The organism is Streptomyces aurantiaciflavus, assembly GCF_049808595.1.
Lineage (GTDB): Bacteria > Actinomycetota > Actinomycetes > Streptomycetales > Streptomycetaceae > Streptomyces.
Genome location: NZ_JBNCAQ010000005.1, coordinates 69,208 through 85,790 on the forward strand (window position 1 = coordinate 69,208; position 16,583 = coordinate 85,790).

14 protein-coding genes are annotated in these 16,583 nt (G+C 69.3%); 9 read left to right on the top strand and 5 right to left on the bottom strand.

Annotated elements, in window-relative coordinates:
• Positions 1-162: 162 nt before the first annotated feature.
• Together ACPT94_RS06970 and ACPT94_RS06975 are read left to right on the top strand one after the other, a co-directional pair.
• Positions 163-1,506 carry a tetratricopeptide repeat protein gene (locus ACPT94_RS06970; RefSeq protein ID WP_425245392.1) on the top strand — a complete coding sequence of 448 codons (1,344 nt, stop codon included), beginning with the start codon at positions 163-165 and terminating at the stop codon, positions 1,504-1,506.
• A 55-nt stretch (positions 1,507-1,561) separates the two neighbouring features.
• The gene (locus ACPT94_RS06975) at positions 1,562-2,266 is read left to right on the top strand and encodes a 2'-5' RNA ligase family protein (protein ID WP_425245393.1); all 705 of its coding nucleotides are present in this window, start codon (positions 1,562-1,564) and stop codon (positions 2,264-2,266) included.
• Here ACPT94_RS06975 and ACPT94_RS06980 read toward each other — a convergent pair.
• Positions 2,147-2,707, bottom strand: a complete 561-nt coding sequence (locus ACPT94_RS06980; protein WP_425245499.1) for an ATP-binding protein — start codon at positions 2,705-2,707, stop codon at positions 2,147-2,149. The genes ACPT94_RS06975 and ACPT94_RS06980 overlap by 120 nt on opposite strands.
• A gap of 212 nt (positions 2,708-2,919) precedes the next feature.
• Here ACPT94_RS06980 and ACPT94_RS06985 point away from each other — a divergent pair, with 212 nt between their 5' ends.
• The 6 genes from ACPT94_RS06985 (at position 2,920) to fxlM (ending at position 9,509) form a co-directional block, all read left to right on the top strand.
• Positions 2,920-3,330 (top strand): hypothetical protein, encoded by a 411-nt coding sequence (locus ACPT94_RS06985; RefSeq protein ID WP_425245394.1) that lies wholly within the window; start codon positions 2,920-2,922, stop codon positions 3,328-3,330.
• Positions 3,327-3,506, top strand: a complete 180-nt coding sequence (locus tag ACPT94_RS06990; RefSeq protein ID WP_425245395.1) for a hypothetical protein — start codon at positions 3,327-3,329, stop codon at positions 3,504-3,506. The genes ACPT94_RS06985 and ACPT94_RS06990 overlap by 4 nt, the downstream gene beginning before the upstream one ends.
• A gap of 183 nt (positions 3,507-3,689) precedes the next feature.
• A complete protein-coding gene (locus tag ACPT94_RS06995; protein WP_425245396.1) occupies positions 3,690-3,893 on the top strand; it encodes an FxLD family lanthipeptide in 204 nt (67 codons plus the stop codon).
• A 79-nt stretch (positions 3,894-3,972) separates the two neighbouring features.
• Entirely contained in the window at positions 3,973-7,023 is a 3,051-nt protein-coding gene (locus tag ACPT94_RS07000; RefSeq protein WP_425245397.1) for a lantibiotic dehydratase, read from the top strand.
• A complete protein-coding gene (locus ACPT94_RS07005; protein ID WP_425245398.1) occupies positions 7,023-8,198 on the top strand; it encodes a lanthionine synthetase C family protein in 1,176 nt (391 codons plus the stop codon). The genes ACPT94_RS07000 and ACPT94_RS07005 overlap by 1 nt, the downstream gene beginning before the upstream one ends.
• A gap of 87 nt (positions 8,199-8,285) precedes the next feature.
• Positions 8,286-9,509, top strand: a complete 1,224-nt coding sequence (gene fxlM, locus ACPT94_RS07010) for a methyltransferase, FxLD system (RefSeq protein ID WP_425245399.1) — start codon at positions 8,286-8,288, stop codon at positions 9,507-9,509.
• Between the two features lie 472 nt (positions 9,510-9,981).
• On the opposite strand, the gene haaN is transcribed toward fxlM, so the two are convergent.
• From haaN to haaT, 4 genes are all read right to left on the bottom strand, one after another.
• Positions 9,982-10,461, bottom strand: coding sequence for a cyclophane-containing RiPP N-acetyltransferase HaaN (gene haaN / locus ACPT94_RS07015; RefSeq protein WP_425245400.1), 480 nt, complete (start codon positions 10,459-10,461; stop codon positions 9,982-9,984).
• 92 nt (positions 10,462-10,553) lie between these two features.
• Positions 10,554-11,714, bottom strand: coding sequence for an FxsB family cyclophane-forming radical SAM/SPASM peptide maturase (locus ACPT94_RS07020; protein WP_425245401.1), 1,161 nt, complete (start codon positions 11,712-11,714; stop codon positions 10,554-10,556).
• 13 nt (positions 11,715-11,727) lie between these two features.
• Positions 11,728-11,919, bottom strand: a complete 192-nt coding sequence (haaA, locus tag ACPT94_RS07025; RefSeq protein WP_425245402.1) for a HaaA family cyclophane-containing RiPP peptide — start codon at positions 11,917-11,919, stop codon at positions 11,728-11,730.
• A 127-nt stretch (positions 11,920-12,046) separates the two neighbouring features.
• Complete coding sequence (gene haaT, locus ACPT94_RS07030; protein ID WP_425245403.1) at positions 12,047-14,827, bottom strand: cyclophane-containing RiPP biosynthesis TPR protein HaaT; 2,781 nt, start codon at positions 14,825-14,827, stop codon at positions 12,047-12,049.
• A 309-nt stretch (positions 14,828-15,136) separates the two neighbouring features.
• Here haaT and ACPT94_RS07035 point away from each other — a divergent pair, with 309 nt between their 5' ends.
• The gene (locus tag ACPT94_RS07035; RefSeq protein ID WP_425245404.1) at positions 15,137-16,573 is read left to right on the top strand and encodes a DNA phosphorothioation-associated putative methyltransferase; all 1,437 of its coding nucleotides are present in this window, start codon (positions 15,137-15,139) and stop codon (positions 16,571-16,573) included.
• Positions 16,574-16,583: the final 10 nt, after the last annotated feature.

Consider the following 16,583-nt stretch of genomic DNA (forward strand, 5'->3'; position numbering starts at 1 on the left):
ATATTGCCTAGTTGACGGTTGCGTCGGCATGCTGTCATGAGTCACGGTGCGCGTTCGTACGGGCGTGCGCCGCAACCGACCGATGGGCGACGCATCGCCACCACCCCGATATCGGCACGCGCCTCCGCGTCGGTCCCGCACGCCGCACCGGGAGGGTGGGCCATGCCACGGATAACGCTGCTTCGGCAGCTGCTCCAGCAACGGCACCTGACGACGCATGAGGCTTTCGCCGCCCAGTACGAGCGGGCCGCCTCCCGGCTGGCGGAACTTGACCGCGACCCCCGCCTGGCGTCTCTCCAGGTCTCCCCACGCCAGTTCGACCGCTGGTACGGCGGGGAGTTACTGACTCTGCCCCGTCCTGACGCCTGCCGGGTGCTGGAGCACATGCTGGGCCGACCCGTCTCCGAGCTGTTCTCCACGGAATACGACGTCGACTCCGAGCACGACGGAGACGAGGAGGAGCCGCGCAGTCTGCGGCAGGCACCGAGTCCGCCTCCCCCACGAGGGGATGACGAGAATCCACTGGACATCGTCACCCGGACCCGGCAGCTGACGGCCAGCAACGCCGACGACGCGACGCTCGCCTTCCTCGACTCCTCCCTGGAGGGCATCACCACCCGGTACGAACAGGACGGGCCGTACGCCCTCCGCCCCCAGGCCCGCCAGGCCCGGCAGCTCGCCCACACCCTCCTCGACGGGCGCCAGCCCCCACGCGCGCGCCAGGAGCTGTTCCGCCTCGCCGCCCGCGCCTCCGGCCTGCTCGGCTACATGGCGGTGAACACGGGCGACTTCGCGCTGTCGGAGGCGTACTGCACCGAGGCCCGGGATCTCAGCCGCGAGATCGGCGACCTGGACACAGAGCTCTGGGCGTGTGGCACCCTCTCCTTCGGCCTCTACTACGCCGGCCGGTACGACGAGGCGGACGGCTGCGCTGCCGCGGCCGTTGAGCGCGCCCCACGCCACGCCCAATCCATCCGCCTGCTCGCCAACGGCCGGGCCCGGGCTCTCGGCAAGACCGGCGATCGGCGTGCCGTCGAGCGGGCCATCGGACAGGCCCTCCGCCTCTCCGACCTCCACGAGGTGCCCGTCGGCCTGACCTCCTGCATCTCCTTCGAGCCGTACGGACGGGCCCGGACGCTGGCCAACGCCGTCACGTCACACGTGGCCCTGCGCAACACGACCCAGGTACTGCGCGACGCCGAGCACATCGACGATCTGGTGGAGCACTCGACCTCTTCCTGGAGCCGTTCGCTCGTGCGCCTCGACGTCGCCACCGCGTTGCTGCAGCAGCGCATGCCCGACGTCGACCACGCGATGGCGCTGGGCCGTGAGGCCCTGCGGCTGTGCGGAGACACCCCGATCAGCTCCGTCTACCAACGCTCCCGCGACCTGCACGAGCAGGCCGGGCCGTGGCGTGAACATCCGGCGGTACGCGATTATGGCGACGAGTTCCGGACCTGGAGCTCGCAGCCAGCGGCCCTGGCCATGGCGTCATCCGCGTCGTAGGCGCCGTCGGTGTCGTCGTACTCCGGGGCAGTGTGAAGCCGAAGGAGTACGCCGGGTGCCCCTGCTCAGCGCCGACCCCGCCGCGTTCCCCGCCGAGCCCCCCGCCGACACGCACGATCCGGCGGTCACCGCGGCCCACGACTGGGCGGCGTTCAGCGCACTCGACGAGATGACCGACCACTGGGCACGCCCCGGCTGGTCGGACGGCAGCCGGGCGTACTACTGGATGTTGACCTTCCCGAATGATCAGCGGCTCGCGGCTCTCGCCGGGCGCTGCCAGGAGGCGCTGGCCCCCCTCGGCCTTGACCCGGTTCCGGCGGACGGACTGCACATCACCCTCGCCCGAGTGGGAACGCCGGACGTCGTCACCTCCAGCCAGCTGGACAGCCTGGCGCGGGAGGCCGAGGCGCTGCTGCCCTCCGCGTTCTCCGTACGCGCCATGCCGCTGGCCGGCTCCCGAGGCGCCGTCCGCCTGTCCCTCGGCCCCTGGGAACCCCTGCTCCGGCTGCACCATGCGCTGGCCAAGGCTGGGAGCAGTGCCGGCCTGGCCCCGAAGAAGCCGACGTCCGCTTTCCGGCCGCATCTGAGCCTCGCGTACAACAACCGTCGGCGCCCCGCCGCCCCCGTCGTGGAGGCGGTCTCAGGTCTCCGCGCTCTCCCGGCCGTCGAACTCCCCGTGTCCGCTGCCCAGTTGGTGGAGCTCCGCCGTGAGGGGCGGACATACCGCTGGGATGTACGGAAGAACGTCCCGCTCGGATAGCCCGTCGGCGTCCAGGGGGAGAACCACGACCACTTCCTTGCCGATCGCGGTCGGCCGGACCGACCAACTGAAAGCCAATTCCCCGACGAGCAGCAGCCCGAGCCCACTGGCCGTCAGCTCGTCCGACGACCCCTCCGCCGATCGTGCCCGGACCCTGGAGACATCCCGTCCCGCGTCGTGGACCCGCAGTACCGCCACGTTCCGGTAGACCTCCACACACATGCAGTCCGGTCCGCCGGCTGTGTGCCTGACCGCGTTGCCCACCAGCTCCGAGGCGACCAGAACGGCGTCGTCGACCCGTTCCGGCGAGGCACGTCCCTCGAGGAGCTCTCGTACGTGCCTGCGCGCGAGGCCCGAAGGCTCGGGGCAGTCTGCCAGCTTCACCCAATGACGCCTCACTGATGTCCGCCTGCGGAGGCGCTCTTCGTCTACCGCGTCCATCGCCGCTTCTCGTTTCCGGTTAGGCACTGGATCGATCAGCCTCGCCACCCGTGAGCCGCGACGGTACGCCGCGGCTCCGCCTCTTCGCGCGCTGCCGGACGGCGGACGAACGGCGTGCTGACGGCGTACCGCCGTCGACTGCCCCCGGCGAGGCTCTTCTCCGAGACGCCGGCCCTTGGCGTCTCGTCACACCTGGCTGGAGGTAACGCGGAATGAGCAGCAGTGTGAGGCAAACGGCACCACACGAGGTGCCGCCAGGCACGCGCCTGGTGCTCTACGCCTGCCTGCCCGCGTCGCTCGGTGAGGCCGCCGACCACAGCGTGGCCAGCACACGGCGGTACGTCACCGCTGCCGGCTGGGAGGCGGTCGAGACGTACGTCGACCGTGCGGCACCGTTCGAGAGCCGCGCCCTGTGCGAGGGATGGCACAGGGCTCTGGCCGCGGTCGAGCAGAGGAGGGCGGTCGGGATCGTCACCCCCCTGCTGGTGATGCTGGGTCATCTGGAGGAGGACCGGACCAACCTCGCCGCCTGGCAGGCCCGGACCGGAGCGCTGATCACGACGCCGTGGGCGGTCGTCGACGCTGTCGACTCCACCACGGCCTTACGTAGGCCGGCGGCGTGATGACCACCACGCAGCAAGGGTCTCTCCGGCAGATGCTGGGCCAGGTCGGAAGGGTGCTTCGCCATCCGGCGAAGTACGTCGGCCGGTTCGGCTTCGGCGCCTTTCAGGTGCTGTTCTTGCCCGTCCTGGTGACCGGCACAACGTTGACCACGCTCTACGCGGGCCAGATTCGGTAGCTCCGGCCCGTGTCCTCGACTCCCCTCTCCGGATGCTCCGAATTCATGTCCCCCACGGAATCCGATCAACCGGAGAGGGGGCGCACCGAAAGGTGCGAACGCAGAAACCCGGCCCGTGTCAATCCAGACGTCGGCCGGGGAGCACGACGAACCGTTCAGATCCTTCCGACAGGAGGAAGTGCGATGACCGCAGCCACGCTCAGCCGGATCACGACGGCCGTCCCCGAGGCGTCCGTCACGACGGCCGTCCCCGAGGCGCCCGCCGACCCGTTCGACATCGACCTGACCATCGTCACGGAGACCGGCGCCGACCTGCTGCCCAAGGCGTGCGGCACCGGTGACGGGTGCGCGTCGACCTGTGCCTCGTCCTGCGCGAGCGCCGTCTGACGGCGGCTTGTGCACGGGGTCGGGGGCGCTGCCGCTCCCGACCCCGCCCGTTCACAGCACTGATGACGGAGGCAATGGCTTGGGAATCGACGGAAAGCTCTACCAGCACACGGGCGCGGCGCTGCTCCGGGCCGCCGCGATGCCGCTGACGAGTCTGCCGGGATGGTGGCCCGATCCGACTGACACGGACGCGTGCGGCAGGTGGCTGAAGCAGGTGTGGGCCGATGCGCGGTTCGCCGATGCCGTTCGGCAGGCGAGCGGCGGTCTCGCCGCGCGGATCGACGCGATCTGCGCCGGGCAGCCGGCACGCCCCAAGCAGATCCGGCGTGCCGCCATGGCCACCGTCCGCTACGTGCTGCGTGCCACTGGGCGATCGACTCCGTTCGGCCTCTTCGCGGGGGTGGCCCCGGTCAGCATGGGCTCCACGCCGTACGCGAGGTGGGGAAACGCCCACCGGGCCGTAGCGCGGGTGGACACCGAGTGGCTGGACGACGTCATCGTCCGCCTGGAGGCGTGCCCGGCCCTGCTGGAGCGCCTGGACGTCGTCCTCAACAACCTGGCGGCGCGTCGTGGCGGGCGGCTGCACGTCCCGCACGGCGGACCGATGGGGGCCACCGTCCGGCGCACCAGCGCGGTACGTGTGATCGAGCGCCTCGCGCGCGGGCCGGTCCGCTTCGCCGCCCTCGCCGAGCAGTTGGCCGCATCCTTCCCCCGAACCGAGCCGCGGAACATCGGCACACTGCTCGGCGCGTTGGTGCGCGAGCAGTTCTTGATCACCAGTTTGCGCGCGCCGATGACCGACACCGATCCGCTTTCGCATCTGATCGAGCAGTTGCATGGCGTGGACGCGGGCGCGGTGCCGCAGGCGGCGCGGGTTTTGCACGAGCTGGAAGCGGTGCAACGCGCCGTACACGAGCACAACTGGCGCCCGGTGAGCTCGCAAGGGTCGGCTCGGGAGAAACTCACGGGTCAGCTGCGTCGGCTCTCCGCCGCAGGTCGAAGTCCCCTGGCCGTCGACCTGCGGCTTGACGCCGAGGTGCGGATCCCCGAGAGCGTCGCGCTCGAGATGGAGAGGGCTGCCGACGCCCTGCTGCGGCTTACGCGCCGACCGGCAGGCCAGGGTGTGTGGAAGGAGTACCAGGTCGCGTTCTGGGAGCGGTACGGCACCGGCACGCTCGTGCCGGTGAAGGAGGTCGTCGACCCGGCGTCCGGGCTGGGTTATCCGGCCGAATACCCTGGCAGCCGCATGACCCAACCGCCACCAGCAGTTTTGGAGCGCGACGAGCGGCTGTTGGCACTTGCCTGGCAGGCATTGGCCGACGGCAGCAGGGAGATCGTCCTCACCGACGACCTGATCGACCGCCTGGCCGGCGAGGCGCTGACTGGGCAGGAGGCACCGCCCCACGTGGAGATGTGCGCGCGCCTGCACGCCGACAGCCTCTCCGCCCTGCAGCGCGGGGACTTCACGCTCACGGTGACACCGGCTCGCGCCGCGGGCACGCTGACCTCCCGGTTCACTCCGGTCGCCACCGGCACGGGACTCGACGAGATCTACCGCCGAGTTCCCACGGGCGTCGAGAACGCGCTGACCGCGCAGCTCTCCTTCCCACCCCTGTACCCGCACACAGAGAACGTCGCCCGCATCCCCGCCTATCTCCCACACGTGATCCCGTTGGGCGAGCACCGCAGCCCCGACGACAGCTCGCCGACGCTCATCGACGTAGACGACCTCGCGGTCACGGCCACGCACACCCGCCTGTACCTGGTCAGCATCTCCCGCCGTCGCCTGGTGGACCCGCAGGTCTTCCATGCCATGGCCCTGGACAAGCAACCCCCGCCCCTGGCCCGGTTCCTGGCACACATGACCCGCTCCTTCGGCCCTGCCTGGACGGGCTTCGACTGGGGGCCGCACGGTGCACGGCTGCCGTTCCTGCCGCGCGTCCGCTATGGGCGCGTGATCCTCTCTCCTAGCCGCTGGAACCTGACCGCCGACGACCTTCCAAGCCGCGGCGCGGACGTGCGGGAGTGGGCCGACGCCCTCGGCCGGTGGCGGAAGTTGTGGCACTGCCACGGTGCCGTCGAGTTGCGGGAGGACGACCGGACACGGCGGCTGCAGCTCGACGTGCCCGCCCACGCCACCGTCCTGCGCGCCCACCTGGACCAGGAAGCCCATGCCGTGCTCACGGAGGCGCCGGCCGAGGATACCTATGGCTGGATCGGCGGACACGTCCACGAGATCGCCCTGCCGATGACCAGCACTCGCCCGCCGATACCCGACCCGCTTTCCGGCTTCCTCCCCGTGCTCACCAACGGGACCCTCGGACCCGTACCGGGGGCGGTGCAGGCGCCCTGGCTGAACGCCAAGATCTACAGTCATCCCGAACAGTTCGAGGAGCTGATCGGCACTCACCTCGCCCGGCTCGTGGCCCAACTCCCGAGCACACCCGAGTGGTGGTTCGTCCGATACCGCACCCCGAACGACTTCGACCACCTGCGTCTGCGCATCCGCACCCGCAGCCCGGGGCAGTACGCCGCCTGCACCGAGCTGGTCGCCGGATGGGCCGCCGGGCTGCGCCGCGAGGGGCTCAGCAGCAGGCTCGTATTCGACACGTACACCCCGGAGATCGGCCGGTACGGCCCCGGCGCCGCCCTGCGCAGTGCCGAGGCGGTGTTCACGGCCGACTCGGCCTACGTCCTTGCCGTCCTGCAGAGCCTGGGAGCCGACGGCATCGACGGACGCGCGCTGGCCGCGGCCGGCATGGTGGACATCGCCTGCGGCTTGCTCGGCCCCGACGAGGGCATGCAGTGGCTGGCGAATCGCCCCGTGCCTACGGCTCGCGTCGAGCGAGGCGTCAGCGACCAGGCCATCGAACTCGTTCGCCGCACAACGCCTCGGACCCGCGGCTGGGGCGAAGCGGTCGCCAACACGTGGCACCGCCGCGCCGTGGCCCTGGCCCTGTATCGCGAGCGCCTCGCCGAGGGCATGGACATCGACTCCGTCCTGGAGTCCCTGCTGCACATGCACCACAACCGCCTGCGCGGCTTGGACCGGGAGGACGAGAGGATCTGCCGCCGCCTGGCCCGTCAGTCCGCCGTAGCGTGGGCCGCCTGGCCGGGGGAGAAGCGCTGATGAATCACGATGCACCGCCCACACCCACCAGACCCGGCTGGGGCCAGTCGCTGTACTCGGGCGCGGCGGGAGTCGCCCTACTGCACGCCGTCAGGGCTTACACCGGCGAAGATGACAGGGACGCGCTCCGGCCGTGGGCCGCCGCCATGGTCAAGGGCCCGATCCAGGCCGCCCCCGAAGCATGCGGTCTGTACGAGGGCGCCCCAGCCGTCGCGTACGTCCTCAGCTTCACGCACACGAACACCGCCACTCGCGCCCTGGCGACCCTGGACACACACCTCGCCGATGTCACACACCAACGACTCAAGCGGGCACACGCCCGCATCGATCGTGGCGCGTTGCCCACCCTGGGTGAGTACGACCTCATCAGCGGACTGACCGGGTTGGGCGTGTACCACCTGCACCGCGGCCACAAGACGGAACTTCAGGACGTGCTCGCCTACATGGTGCGGCTGACGGAACCGGTCATCATCGAAGCGCAACATCTGCCCGGGTGGTGGACCAGCGACAGCCCCGATCTACGACCGTCGCCGCGATGGCCCGGCGGACACGGCAACTTCGGCCTCGCCCACGGCATTGCTGGGCCACTGGCGCTGCTGGCTATGGCACGGCGCCACGGCCACAGGGTGCCCGGACAGACGCAAGCCATCAACCGGATCTGCGACTGGTTCGACCGGTGGCGCACCGGCACCGGCTCGCGCGTCTGGTGGCCGGACCTGATCACCCGAGCCGAACACCGACGTGGCGAGCTGCAGCGCCCAGGACCGAGACGCCCGTCCTGGTGTTACGGCACCCCCGGCATCGCCCGCGCCCAACAACTCGCCGGCCTCGCTCTCGGCGACCGTGACCGGCAACGCCAAGCCGAGCAGGCCCTGGCCGGATGCCTGGCCGACGACCAGCAGCTCGCCCAGCTCACCGACGCATCGCTCTGCCACGGCTGGGCGGGGCTCATACGGACCGTCTCCCGTGCCGCCGCCGACGCCATCGACGACGAACTCGCGTCGCATCTACCCCGCCTGAACGCCCGGCTCAACGAGCACTTGGACCACCGCGGACTGCCGGACGGCGCCGGCCTGATGGACGGCACGGCAGGCATCCACCTGGTCCGTCTCACCGACCCCGTCAACACGGCGATCACCGCCCCCTGGGACCGCTGCCTGCTTCTGACGAAATGAAGCCGCCACCCGCACCCGCGCACCAGAACAAATGAGTACGATCTGCCCCTGCCGCACGCACGGCCGGGCACCTTCCAGAAGGACGCGATGAACACCAATCCTGGCGCCTCCCCCGAGGATCTGCGCAACCGCCTGGTCGACGCCATCGTGAAGGAGGACATCTCCGGCCTCCGCGACGCGCGCGTCGAAACCGCCATGCGGACCGTACCCCGCCATGCCTTCCTCCCCGACGCTCCCCCTGAGGAGGCGTACGCCAACAAGAGCGTGACGATCAAGGAGAACCCTGACGAGGACGCCCTCCCGCTGAGCTGCGCCTCCCAGCCCGACGTCGTGCACTTCATGCTGGTCCAGCTCACGGTCCGCGAAGGCGACAACGTCTTCGAGATCGGGGCTGGCACCGGCTACAACGCCGCCCTGCTCAAGCACCTCACCGGGAAGTCCGGACAGGTCACCACATGCGACATCGACCCCGACGTGACCGCCTACGCCCGCCGGATGCTGGACGCGAACGGATACGACGACGTTCGTGTGGTCACGAGGGACGGCGCCCTCGGCGCCCCGGAGTTCAGCCCCTACGACCGAATGATCGCCACGGTCGGTATGTGGGACCTCCCCGGTGCCTGGTGGGACCAGCTCGCCGTCGGCGGACGCCTCGTAGTCCCACTGCGATGGCGCGGACTTTCCAGGGCCGTGGCCTTCCAACGCGAGGAGAGGCGGATGCGGTCCGACTCCGTCAAGATGTGCGGCTTCCTCCCAGTGATCGGCCAGGACGGGGAGCGGAACGACTACATCGACGACGACCGGCTCGTCAGGCTCTACTGGGATGAGGACCAGTCGATTGCCTTGGACCTCCTGCGCGACGCGCTCACCCAATCGAAGTCGGTCGCTTGGACCGATGTGACGGTCGGACCCGCCGAGTCGTTCGACGGTGTCTGGCTACGGCTGAGCGCCACGGAGCGAGCGACCTGCCGTATCACAGCGAAGCCCGCAGCGATGGAGGCTGGTCTCCACCGCCCCGCCTCACCTGCCCTGAGCCCCGCCCTCGTCGAGGGCGACTCCATCGCGTACCTCACTCTGGAGCGGATCGCCGAAGACCCGGGGGCAGAGCCCCGGTTCCGGCTGGGAGCCGTCGGCTACGGCCCTGCCGGCGCCGATCTCGCCGAGCGGATCTGCGCGCAGATCCGCGCCTGGAGCCCGGCCCGGACCGCCGAACCGGTGGTCACGGCCTACCCCGCGGACACACCGGACAGCGATCTCGCCGACGGAGCCTTGATCGACCGGCCCTCCGTGCGGCTCGTCATCGCCTACTGATCCTGACGCAGGTGGGCGTGGCCGTTGACGGGTGAGGCCGCGCCCACCGAGCGAGAACAGAGCGTTGTCGCAGCACGGTGGTCAGCCCTGCGCGAGGTTCGCCTCACAGGTGGTGCACCGTCGCACGGCCCGCCGCCTCGGATTGCCCGCGGTGGCGGTCGCCGGAGAAACACTGCTCAACCGCTCCCAGAGCCCGGGAGGAGGATTCGGGATCCACCCCCAGCGCGGCGGCTGTACGTCGTCCTCGGTCATGTGGTCGCACCATCCCGGCCTGTGCGCGCACTGGGCCGGGGAGATCAGGATTGTGTCCTCCGGGTGAGTACGCCACTCCGTCCTCACGAACGTACTCACCGAACGCGGGGTCGCCGACGCCGACGCGGACGAGCCCGGCGGACACTCGCATCCGAGCCCGATGACGATTTTGCTGCCGCACTCGTCGCAGCGCTCTACTTCCACTGGCCTCGTACCACCCTCACCCGGTGCTGGAGTCGACCCGATAGACGATCTTCCCGTCGAACTCGGTGAAGCCGAGTGACTTGTAGAAGGCCCGTGCCCCCGGGTTGTCGCTGTCGGTCATCCATTCCACGCGGCTGCACCCGGGACGTGCGGCAGCGATGGCGCGGAGTTCGTCCATGAGGCGAGCACCGATGCCCTGCCGTCGGAGCGTGTCACGGACGTAAAGCTCCTTGAGGAACAAGGAGTGCGAGGAGCCGGCGGCCGGCCAGAGGAACGAGTAGGCGGCGAGTCCGATGATGTCCCCGGTCTCGTCCTCCACGAGCAGTGCGGAGGCCAGCGGCGGCGAGCCGAACAGCGCTTCCTCGACCTGGGTTCGGCGTTCCTCCAGCGGCTGGATACTGGTGTCGGTCGCGCCGTAGAACCGCTCGATCTCCTCGATCAGCTCGGCCACGGCCGGGACGTCCCGCTTCTCCGCGGGACGGATCGTCACGGTCATCGGCGCCTCCGGTCCTTCCTCGATTGCTTCTGTCGCTGCTGGACTCGTTCGTTCCAACGCGTGATCCCCTCCTGGCGGTACGGCACACGCGTCTACGGCGGCGAGGCGGCCTGCGCATACGGGTTCCAGCCGTGCTGCCGCAGGGAACCCTGGACGTGTCGGATGAGGTACTCCAGGTCCGCGCAGTAGACAGACGGATTCCGGTAGCCCTGGGCTTCGCTGAAGCGGTGCGGGAGGTAGCCACCACCGCACACGTCCACGAGCGGGCAGGCACGGCACTGCTCGGCGAGCGCATCCCTGCCGTGCTGCCGGTGCAGCAGCTTCGGATGCGACAGCGCGTCGTCGAAAGAGTGGCGGAGGACGTCGAGCCCGAGCCAGGAGGCACCCTCCTCGACCGACCGCAGGGTGTCCACGGCCTCGATGGAGCCGTCGGACTCGATCACGACACTCATCGGCGGGGCCAGGCCGAGCGTCTCCACCGAACCGCGCACGCCAGAGCTGAGGGCCACGATGTCCTCCAGCATCCGGACGCTGTGCTCGTACTCGGGCCGGGCGAGCCAGGCGTCGTACACCCTGCTCATCCACAGCCCGTACTCGGGCACACTCGGGTCGGAGCGGTGCGGCGGGTCGTCGTGGGTCGCGTGCGGCAGGCCGAAGTCGATCACGGGTGGTTCGAACGCCGCCAGGTAGTCGTGGACCTCCACGGGGTCGTTGGCCAGGTCCACGACAGCGAGCAGCCCCGCGAACAGGTGCGGCCGCGACCGCAGGAGTTCGATGCCGCGCACGGCGGAGCCGGCGCTCGACCGCCCGGCGTGGGTCAGCCGGTGCCGGTCATTCGCAGGTGGCGGCCCGTCGAGGCTGACTCCGACCGCGACCTCGTACCGCTCGAAGAGGTCCAGCCAGGCACCGGACAGAAGAGTCCCGTTGGTCTGGAGCTCGAAGAGGACCCGGGTCCCGGCCGGCGCGGCGTCCCGGACGACCTCCAGCAGCCCGGCCATGTGCCCGACGCCGACGAGAAGCGGCTCCCCGCCGTGCAGTACAACGTGGATGGTCCGAAGGCCGTGCGCGGTGGCGTGCTCACCGATCCGCCGGGCTGCGGCCCTCGCCACAGCGAGGTCCATTCGGGCGGGCAGGCGCCGCGCTGTCTGGTCCCTGGAGTTGAAGACGAAGCAATAATCGCAGTCGATGTTGCAGCGGTTGGCGACCTTCAGGATGAACGTCCGGAAAGGAACGGGGCCTTCGGGTTCTGTCATCGAGCGGAGGTGCTTACAGCGGCCAGGGCCAGATGAGCGAGGCCGCGTGGGTACCGTCACCGACCCGGCCCGTCGCGCCCTCCTCGGCCTCCAGCCGCTGCCGGACACGGGCGGCCACGCGGTACAGGACGGCGGTGCCGGCCGCCGTCGCCGGGCCGACGGGCGTGATGGTGCGTGGTTCGGTGACGGACGTGGGTGACGGCATTCAACGCTCCTCGTAAGGTACCTGCCGGAGGCGGCAAGGTGCGACGGGGTTGAAGCGACAGATCAGCCGGAAACGTAGCATCCTCAACCACCCACCTGGCACAGGAAATTCGGCCACATGGTCGGCGTCAACCGGACCGCGGCACCAACAACCGTTCGATGTCATCAGCGGCCACGCTCACTCCCAATCTCCGGTACACGGTCACGGCGGCTCGCAGCGAGCCCATGCCGTGACCAGGCCCGTCAATCGTCCAGTCGCAGCGGCCGATGCCTTCCAGCGCTCGCGCCTCCTCCAGCGGGCAGCGGATGTCCTGCGCGAGCGTGAGCGCCTGGTCGAAGTGCCGACGCGCCGCCGTCGCCTCATCGGAGGTGAACAGCAGCATCCCCCAGTGGTTCAGTAGCTCTGCCTGGCCGCACCGGTCGCCCAGGTCCCGCAGGATCTCCAAACCGCGTTGGAACGCCTCGATCGCGCCGTCGCGCTCACCGCTGATGCCCCGCGCCACGCCCAGCTCGCTCAGCGAGGCGGCCTCACCTCCGCGGCTGCCGAGCTCGCGGTAGGTGTCCAGGACTTCCTCCAGAAGCCGGATCGCCTCCGTCGCATCCCCGGTCACACGCTCCACGACGCCAAGGTGGCGGATGCTGTTCGCGCGGCCGAACCGTTCACCGAGCTCGGTGAAGTGCGTCAGGGCCTGGCTGTGTGCCGTCCGCGCTCCCTCGATGTCTCCGGTCAGCCGTCGGACGACACCCAATTCGTTCAGCGCGTAAGCCTGGTGCACACGGTCGTCCAGCTCCAGGTAGATGTCGAACGCTTCCTGGTGATGCCGCGCGGCCAGGTCGTACGCGCCCATGAGGCAGTGCGCGACACCCAGGTCCCGCAGGGAATTCGCCTCCCCGTACCGGTCACCCAGTTCTCGGTAGATCGCCAGGGCCTCGCTCTGGGCCTCCACCGCAGCGTTGAACCGGCTCATCTGCCGGTGTGTCATGCCGAGATCCGCGAGCGCGTTCGCCTGCCCGAGCCGGTACCCCAGCTCTCGGTAGAGGGCGAGGGCCTCGGTCTGGGCGCGGGCCGCGTCCTCGTTGTCCGCGGTCAGGTACCAGACGATGCCGAGCTGGTTGAGTGCGTCCGCCTTGCCGCGCCGGTCGTCGACTGCTTCGTACGCCGTCACGGCGTCGTTCAGGGCCTCGATCGCCTGTGGGTAGGCGGCCATGAAGCGGCGTACGACACCCAGCTCGGCGAGAGCGTCACCCCGCGCCCGCTGGTCGCCTGTGTGGCGGGTGGCCTCGGCGGCGGTCCGGTGGAGCCCTACGGCCTGGTCCCAGGGGCCGGCCTGGCGCAGGAAGGGCGCCATGGCCGCGGCGAGCCGGACCACGAGGTCGTACAGGGCGAGGCCGTTCGCCCGCCGGACGCAGGCCAAGATGTTGGCCCGTTCGGTCTCCAGCCAGCTCAGGGCATCCGACCGCGACTCCAGGACCGGTGTCTCCACCCGCGAGGCGTCGTCCGGCGCCGGTGGCACCGCGGCTCCGCTGCGCACGATGTGCCCGTTCGCGACGGCGAGAGCGGCCAGGTAGTAGGTGCACACACGCTGGACGGCCTGTACGTGATCCATGCTGTCTCCCTCGGCGGCGAGACCGCGAGCGTAGTCGCGCAAGAGATCGTGCAGTCGGTAGCGACTCCCCGGTTGCTCGTCGATCAGGTGGTCGTCGTAGAGCGCCTCAAGGTGCCGCCGTGCTACCACGACCGAGACCTCGCCAAGTGCCGCACCGACCTGCGGGTCGAGATCGGTGCCGGGGAAGAACCCGAGCCGCCGGAAGAAGCGCTGCCGCTCCGGCGCGAGATCCCGATAGGAGAGATCGAACGTCGCGGTGACGGCGCGTTCCCCGGCGCGCAGCTCTCCCAGCCGGTCCCGCGCCGCCACCAGCCGCCCGCGCAGGTCCTCGGCGCTCCAGGACGGATGGTGCCGCAACCGTGCCGCGAGAAGCGACACCCCCAACGGTAGACACCCGCACAGCCGCACCAACTCGTCCACCACACCCCGGCCGAGAGCGTCGGCCGGCCGCCCACTGAGCCGCACGAAGAGTTCGACCGCGTGATCCGGTGGAAGCGCGTCCACCGACATGACCACCTCCTCGTTCGCCACCAGCCGCTTGCGGCTGGTCACCAACACAAGGCACCCGCTCCCACCGGGGAGCAGCGGCTCCAGTTGTCGGTAGCTGGCCGCGTTGTCGAGAATCAGCAGCGCCTTCTTGTCCGCGAGCCTGCTCCGCCACATGGCCGCCCGGGCCTCCGTGACCGCTCCGACGTCATCACCGACGGGAATCTGCTGCGTCGGCACGCCGGCGGCCGCGAGAAGCGAGGCCAGCGCCTCGCCGGCCTGCACCGGAGTGCGCCCCGGCGTGTGCCCGTTGAGATTCACGAAGAGCTGTCCGTCGGGGAACCGCTCGGAGAGCAAGTGCCCCGCGTGCACGGCGAAGGTCGTCTTCCCGACACCTGGCATGCCGTCGATCACGTGAACGGGCAGCCCCTCGCCACGCTCCTGCGAGGCCCGCACTGCACCCACCAGTCGCTCCAGCTCCGCGCCTCGATCGGTGAAGGCGGCGGTGTCGCGTGGCAACGACCGCAGCACCTGGGCGGCCCCCGGTGGCCCCGCTCCATCTTCTGCTCGCCCGGTCGGTGCAGGCGGACGTCCCGGCTCCCGCGTCTCGGACAGAGCTGTGAGCAGGGCCGTCAGCCCTGCCATCGCCACGCCCAGCACGAGAAACGAGAACCAGGCGTGCTCCTGTAACCATCCCAGCCAGCCGGGCCACTGAGACTCATCGGAAGCGGCGTTCGTAACGAGCCCGACCAGCAGCGTGGTCACAGCGCTCCCGCCGGCGACGACGGCGATAGCGATCCCGCGCCGGAGTCTCACGTGCGGTCCCCAGCGGCCGGGGGAGCGGCCGATTCCGCCCCGGTGCCGCTGACGAGATACCACACACCGCAAACCGACCTGGTCACGAAGGCAACCCCCGAGTCCGACGCCCCAACCCTTCTAGCGGAACAGCCCTCACGGACCTTGGTCAAGGACGCCTCAGCGTCAATAGCAGGTCAGCGTTGGACCACGGGAGAAATCGGTCGGCTTGGAGACGCGTCACCGAGCACAGCACCTTTGGTGACCATCTGCGACACGTTGTTCACCCGACTACGCTGACCTCCAGCAGGAGAGACGCAGTGAGGCTCGATGCAGCAGACCTGGAACAGCGATCGGCGTCGTACGGCTATCAGCCGCGCCAACTTGTCCGTCCCCGCGCGTCAAGCGCTCGCTGATAGACAGCTCACCCCAGACCGAACGATCCTCGACTACGGCTGTGGCCGGGGCGATGATGTCCGAGCCTTGGAACGGCTCGATTGCAACATCATCGGTTGGGATCCGTACTACCAGCCTGAAAAGCGACTTGAACCATCGTCGGTGGTCCTCCTTACGTACGTCCTGAACGTCATTGAGGACCCGGTAGAGCGCCGAGAGACGTTGAAGCGGGCCTGGGAACTGTCGACAACGGTCCTGGTCGTTTCGGCGCGGCTGACCTGGGAGAAGTCCAAGGTCAAGGGCGAGGTGTTCGGCGACGGACTGCGCACCAGTCGGCAGACCTTCCAACACCTCTACGGTTCCAGCGAATTGCGTTCCTACGTTGAGGAAGTCACCGGCGCTCGGGTTGTCTCGGCTGCCCCTGGCATTGTCTATGCGTTCAGAGACGACGCTGCACGTCTCAGCTACCTCGCCCAGCGCATCGTTCCAGATGCCGCGTGGCTCGCTTCCGAAGACACGGCATCGGCGATCACAGCGCTCGTAGACTACGTTGAACGACGTGGCCGGCTACCCAGGATTGATGAGGTGCCGCGTACGACGGCCGAACTCCTTGCCCATTTCAAACCGAACGAACTCAAGAGACTCGTCCGTGACTCCGCTGACCAGGAGAAGGCCGAGGAAGGGGCGAAGCGCTCGACTCTGAACACGCTTCTGTACTTGGCTGTGGAGCTTTTCAACGGGCGCGGACCCTTCAGCAGCCTTCCGGTTAGTGTGCAACTCGATGTACGTGCCTTCTTCACGTCCTACAAAGAGGCTTGTAGACGCTCTGACCGGCTGCTCCTCAAGCTCCGCGACGACGGTTACATCCGAGGAGCGATGAACGCTTCGCAGGTCGGAAAGCTGACACCAACGGCATTGTACGTACACCAGCGTGCGGTCGACCAGATGCCCACGGTGCTGAGGCTCTACGAGCACTGTGCGTCGATCGCAGCTGGACGCCCGCAGGAGTGGACGGTGGTCAAACTGAAGCACCAGGGCCGCGCCGTATCGTGGCTCGACTACCCGGACTTCGACACCGACCCGCATCCACGCATCCGGTCCTCCTACATGGTGGACCTCCAGTCACTAGAAACCTCCCACCTGTCGTACGTGAACTCCACGAATCGGCCTGTACTCCACCGCAAGCATGAGTTCCTGGCGCCTGACGATCGTGATGCGCCCCGCTACCGCCGTCTCACTGAGGCCGAGGTCAAAGCGGGTCTCTACGAGAATCCTCACATCATCGGCACCGAGAACGGTTGGAAGGCTGAGCTGATCAGGTGCGGACGTACGCTACGCGGGCACCGTCTGGTGCGCCGCGCAGCGCAGTGATTGTGGGTGG

What these genes read in the sequence shown, in the direction of transcription:
- ACPT94_RS06985 (WP_425245394.1), top strand. Translation starts at nt 2,920, where the DNA reads ATGAGCAGCAGTGTGAGGCAAACGGCACCACACGAGGTGCCGCCAGGC.
- ACPT94_RS07020 (WP_425245401.1), bottom strand. Translation starts at nt 11,714, where the DNA reads ATGACAGAACCCGAAGGCCCCGTTCCTTTCCGGACGTTCATCCTGAAG.
- ACPT94_RS06995 (WP_425245396.1), top strand. Translation starts at nt 3,690, where the DNA reads ATGACCGCAGCCACGCTCAGCCGGATCACGACGGCCGTCCCCGAGGCG.
- haaA (WP_425245402.1), bottom strand. Translation starts at nt 11,919, where the DNA reads ATGCCGTCACCCACGTCCGTCACCGAACCACGCACCATCACGCCCGTC.
- haaN (WP_425245400.1), bottom strand. Translation starts at nt 10,461, where the DNA reads ATGACCGTGACGATCCGTCCCGCGGAGAAGCGGGACGTCCCGGCCGTG.
- ACPT94_RS07005 (WP_425245398.1), top strand. Translation starts at nt 7,023, where the DNA reads ATGAATCACGATGCACCGCCCACACCCACCAGACCCGGCTGGGGCCAG.
- ACPT94_RS07035 (WP_425245404.1), top strand. Translation starts at nt 15,137, where the DNA reads ATGCAGCAGACCTGGAACAGCGATCGGCGTCGTACGGCTATCAGCCGC.
- ACPT94_RS06980 (WP_425245499.1), bottom strand. Translation starts at nt 2,707, where the DNA reads ATGGACGCGGTAGACGAAGAGCGCCTCCGCAGGCGGACATCAGTGAGG.
- fxlM (WP_425245399.1), top strand. Translation starts at nt 8,286, where the DNA reads ATGAACACCAATCCTGGCGCCTCCCCCGAGGATCTGCGCAACCGCCTG.
- ACPT94_RS06970 (WP_425245392.1), top strand. Translation starts at nt 163, where the DNA reads ATGCCACGGATAACGCTGCTTCGGCAGCTGCTCCAGCAACGGCACCTG.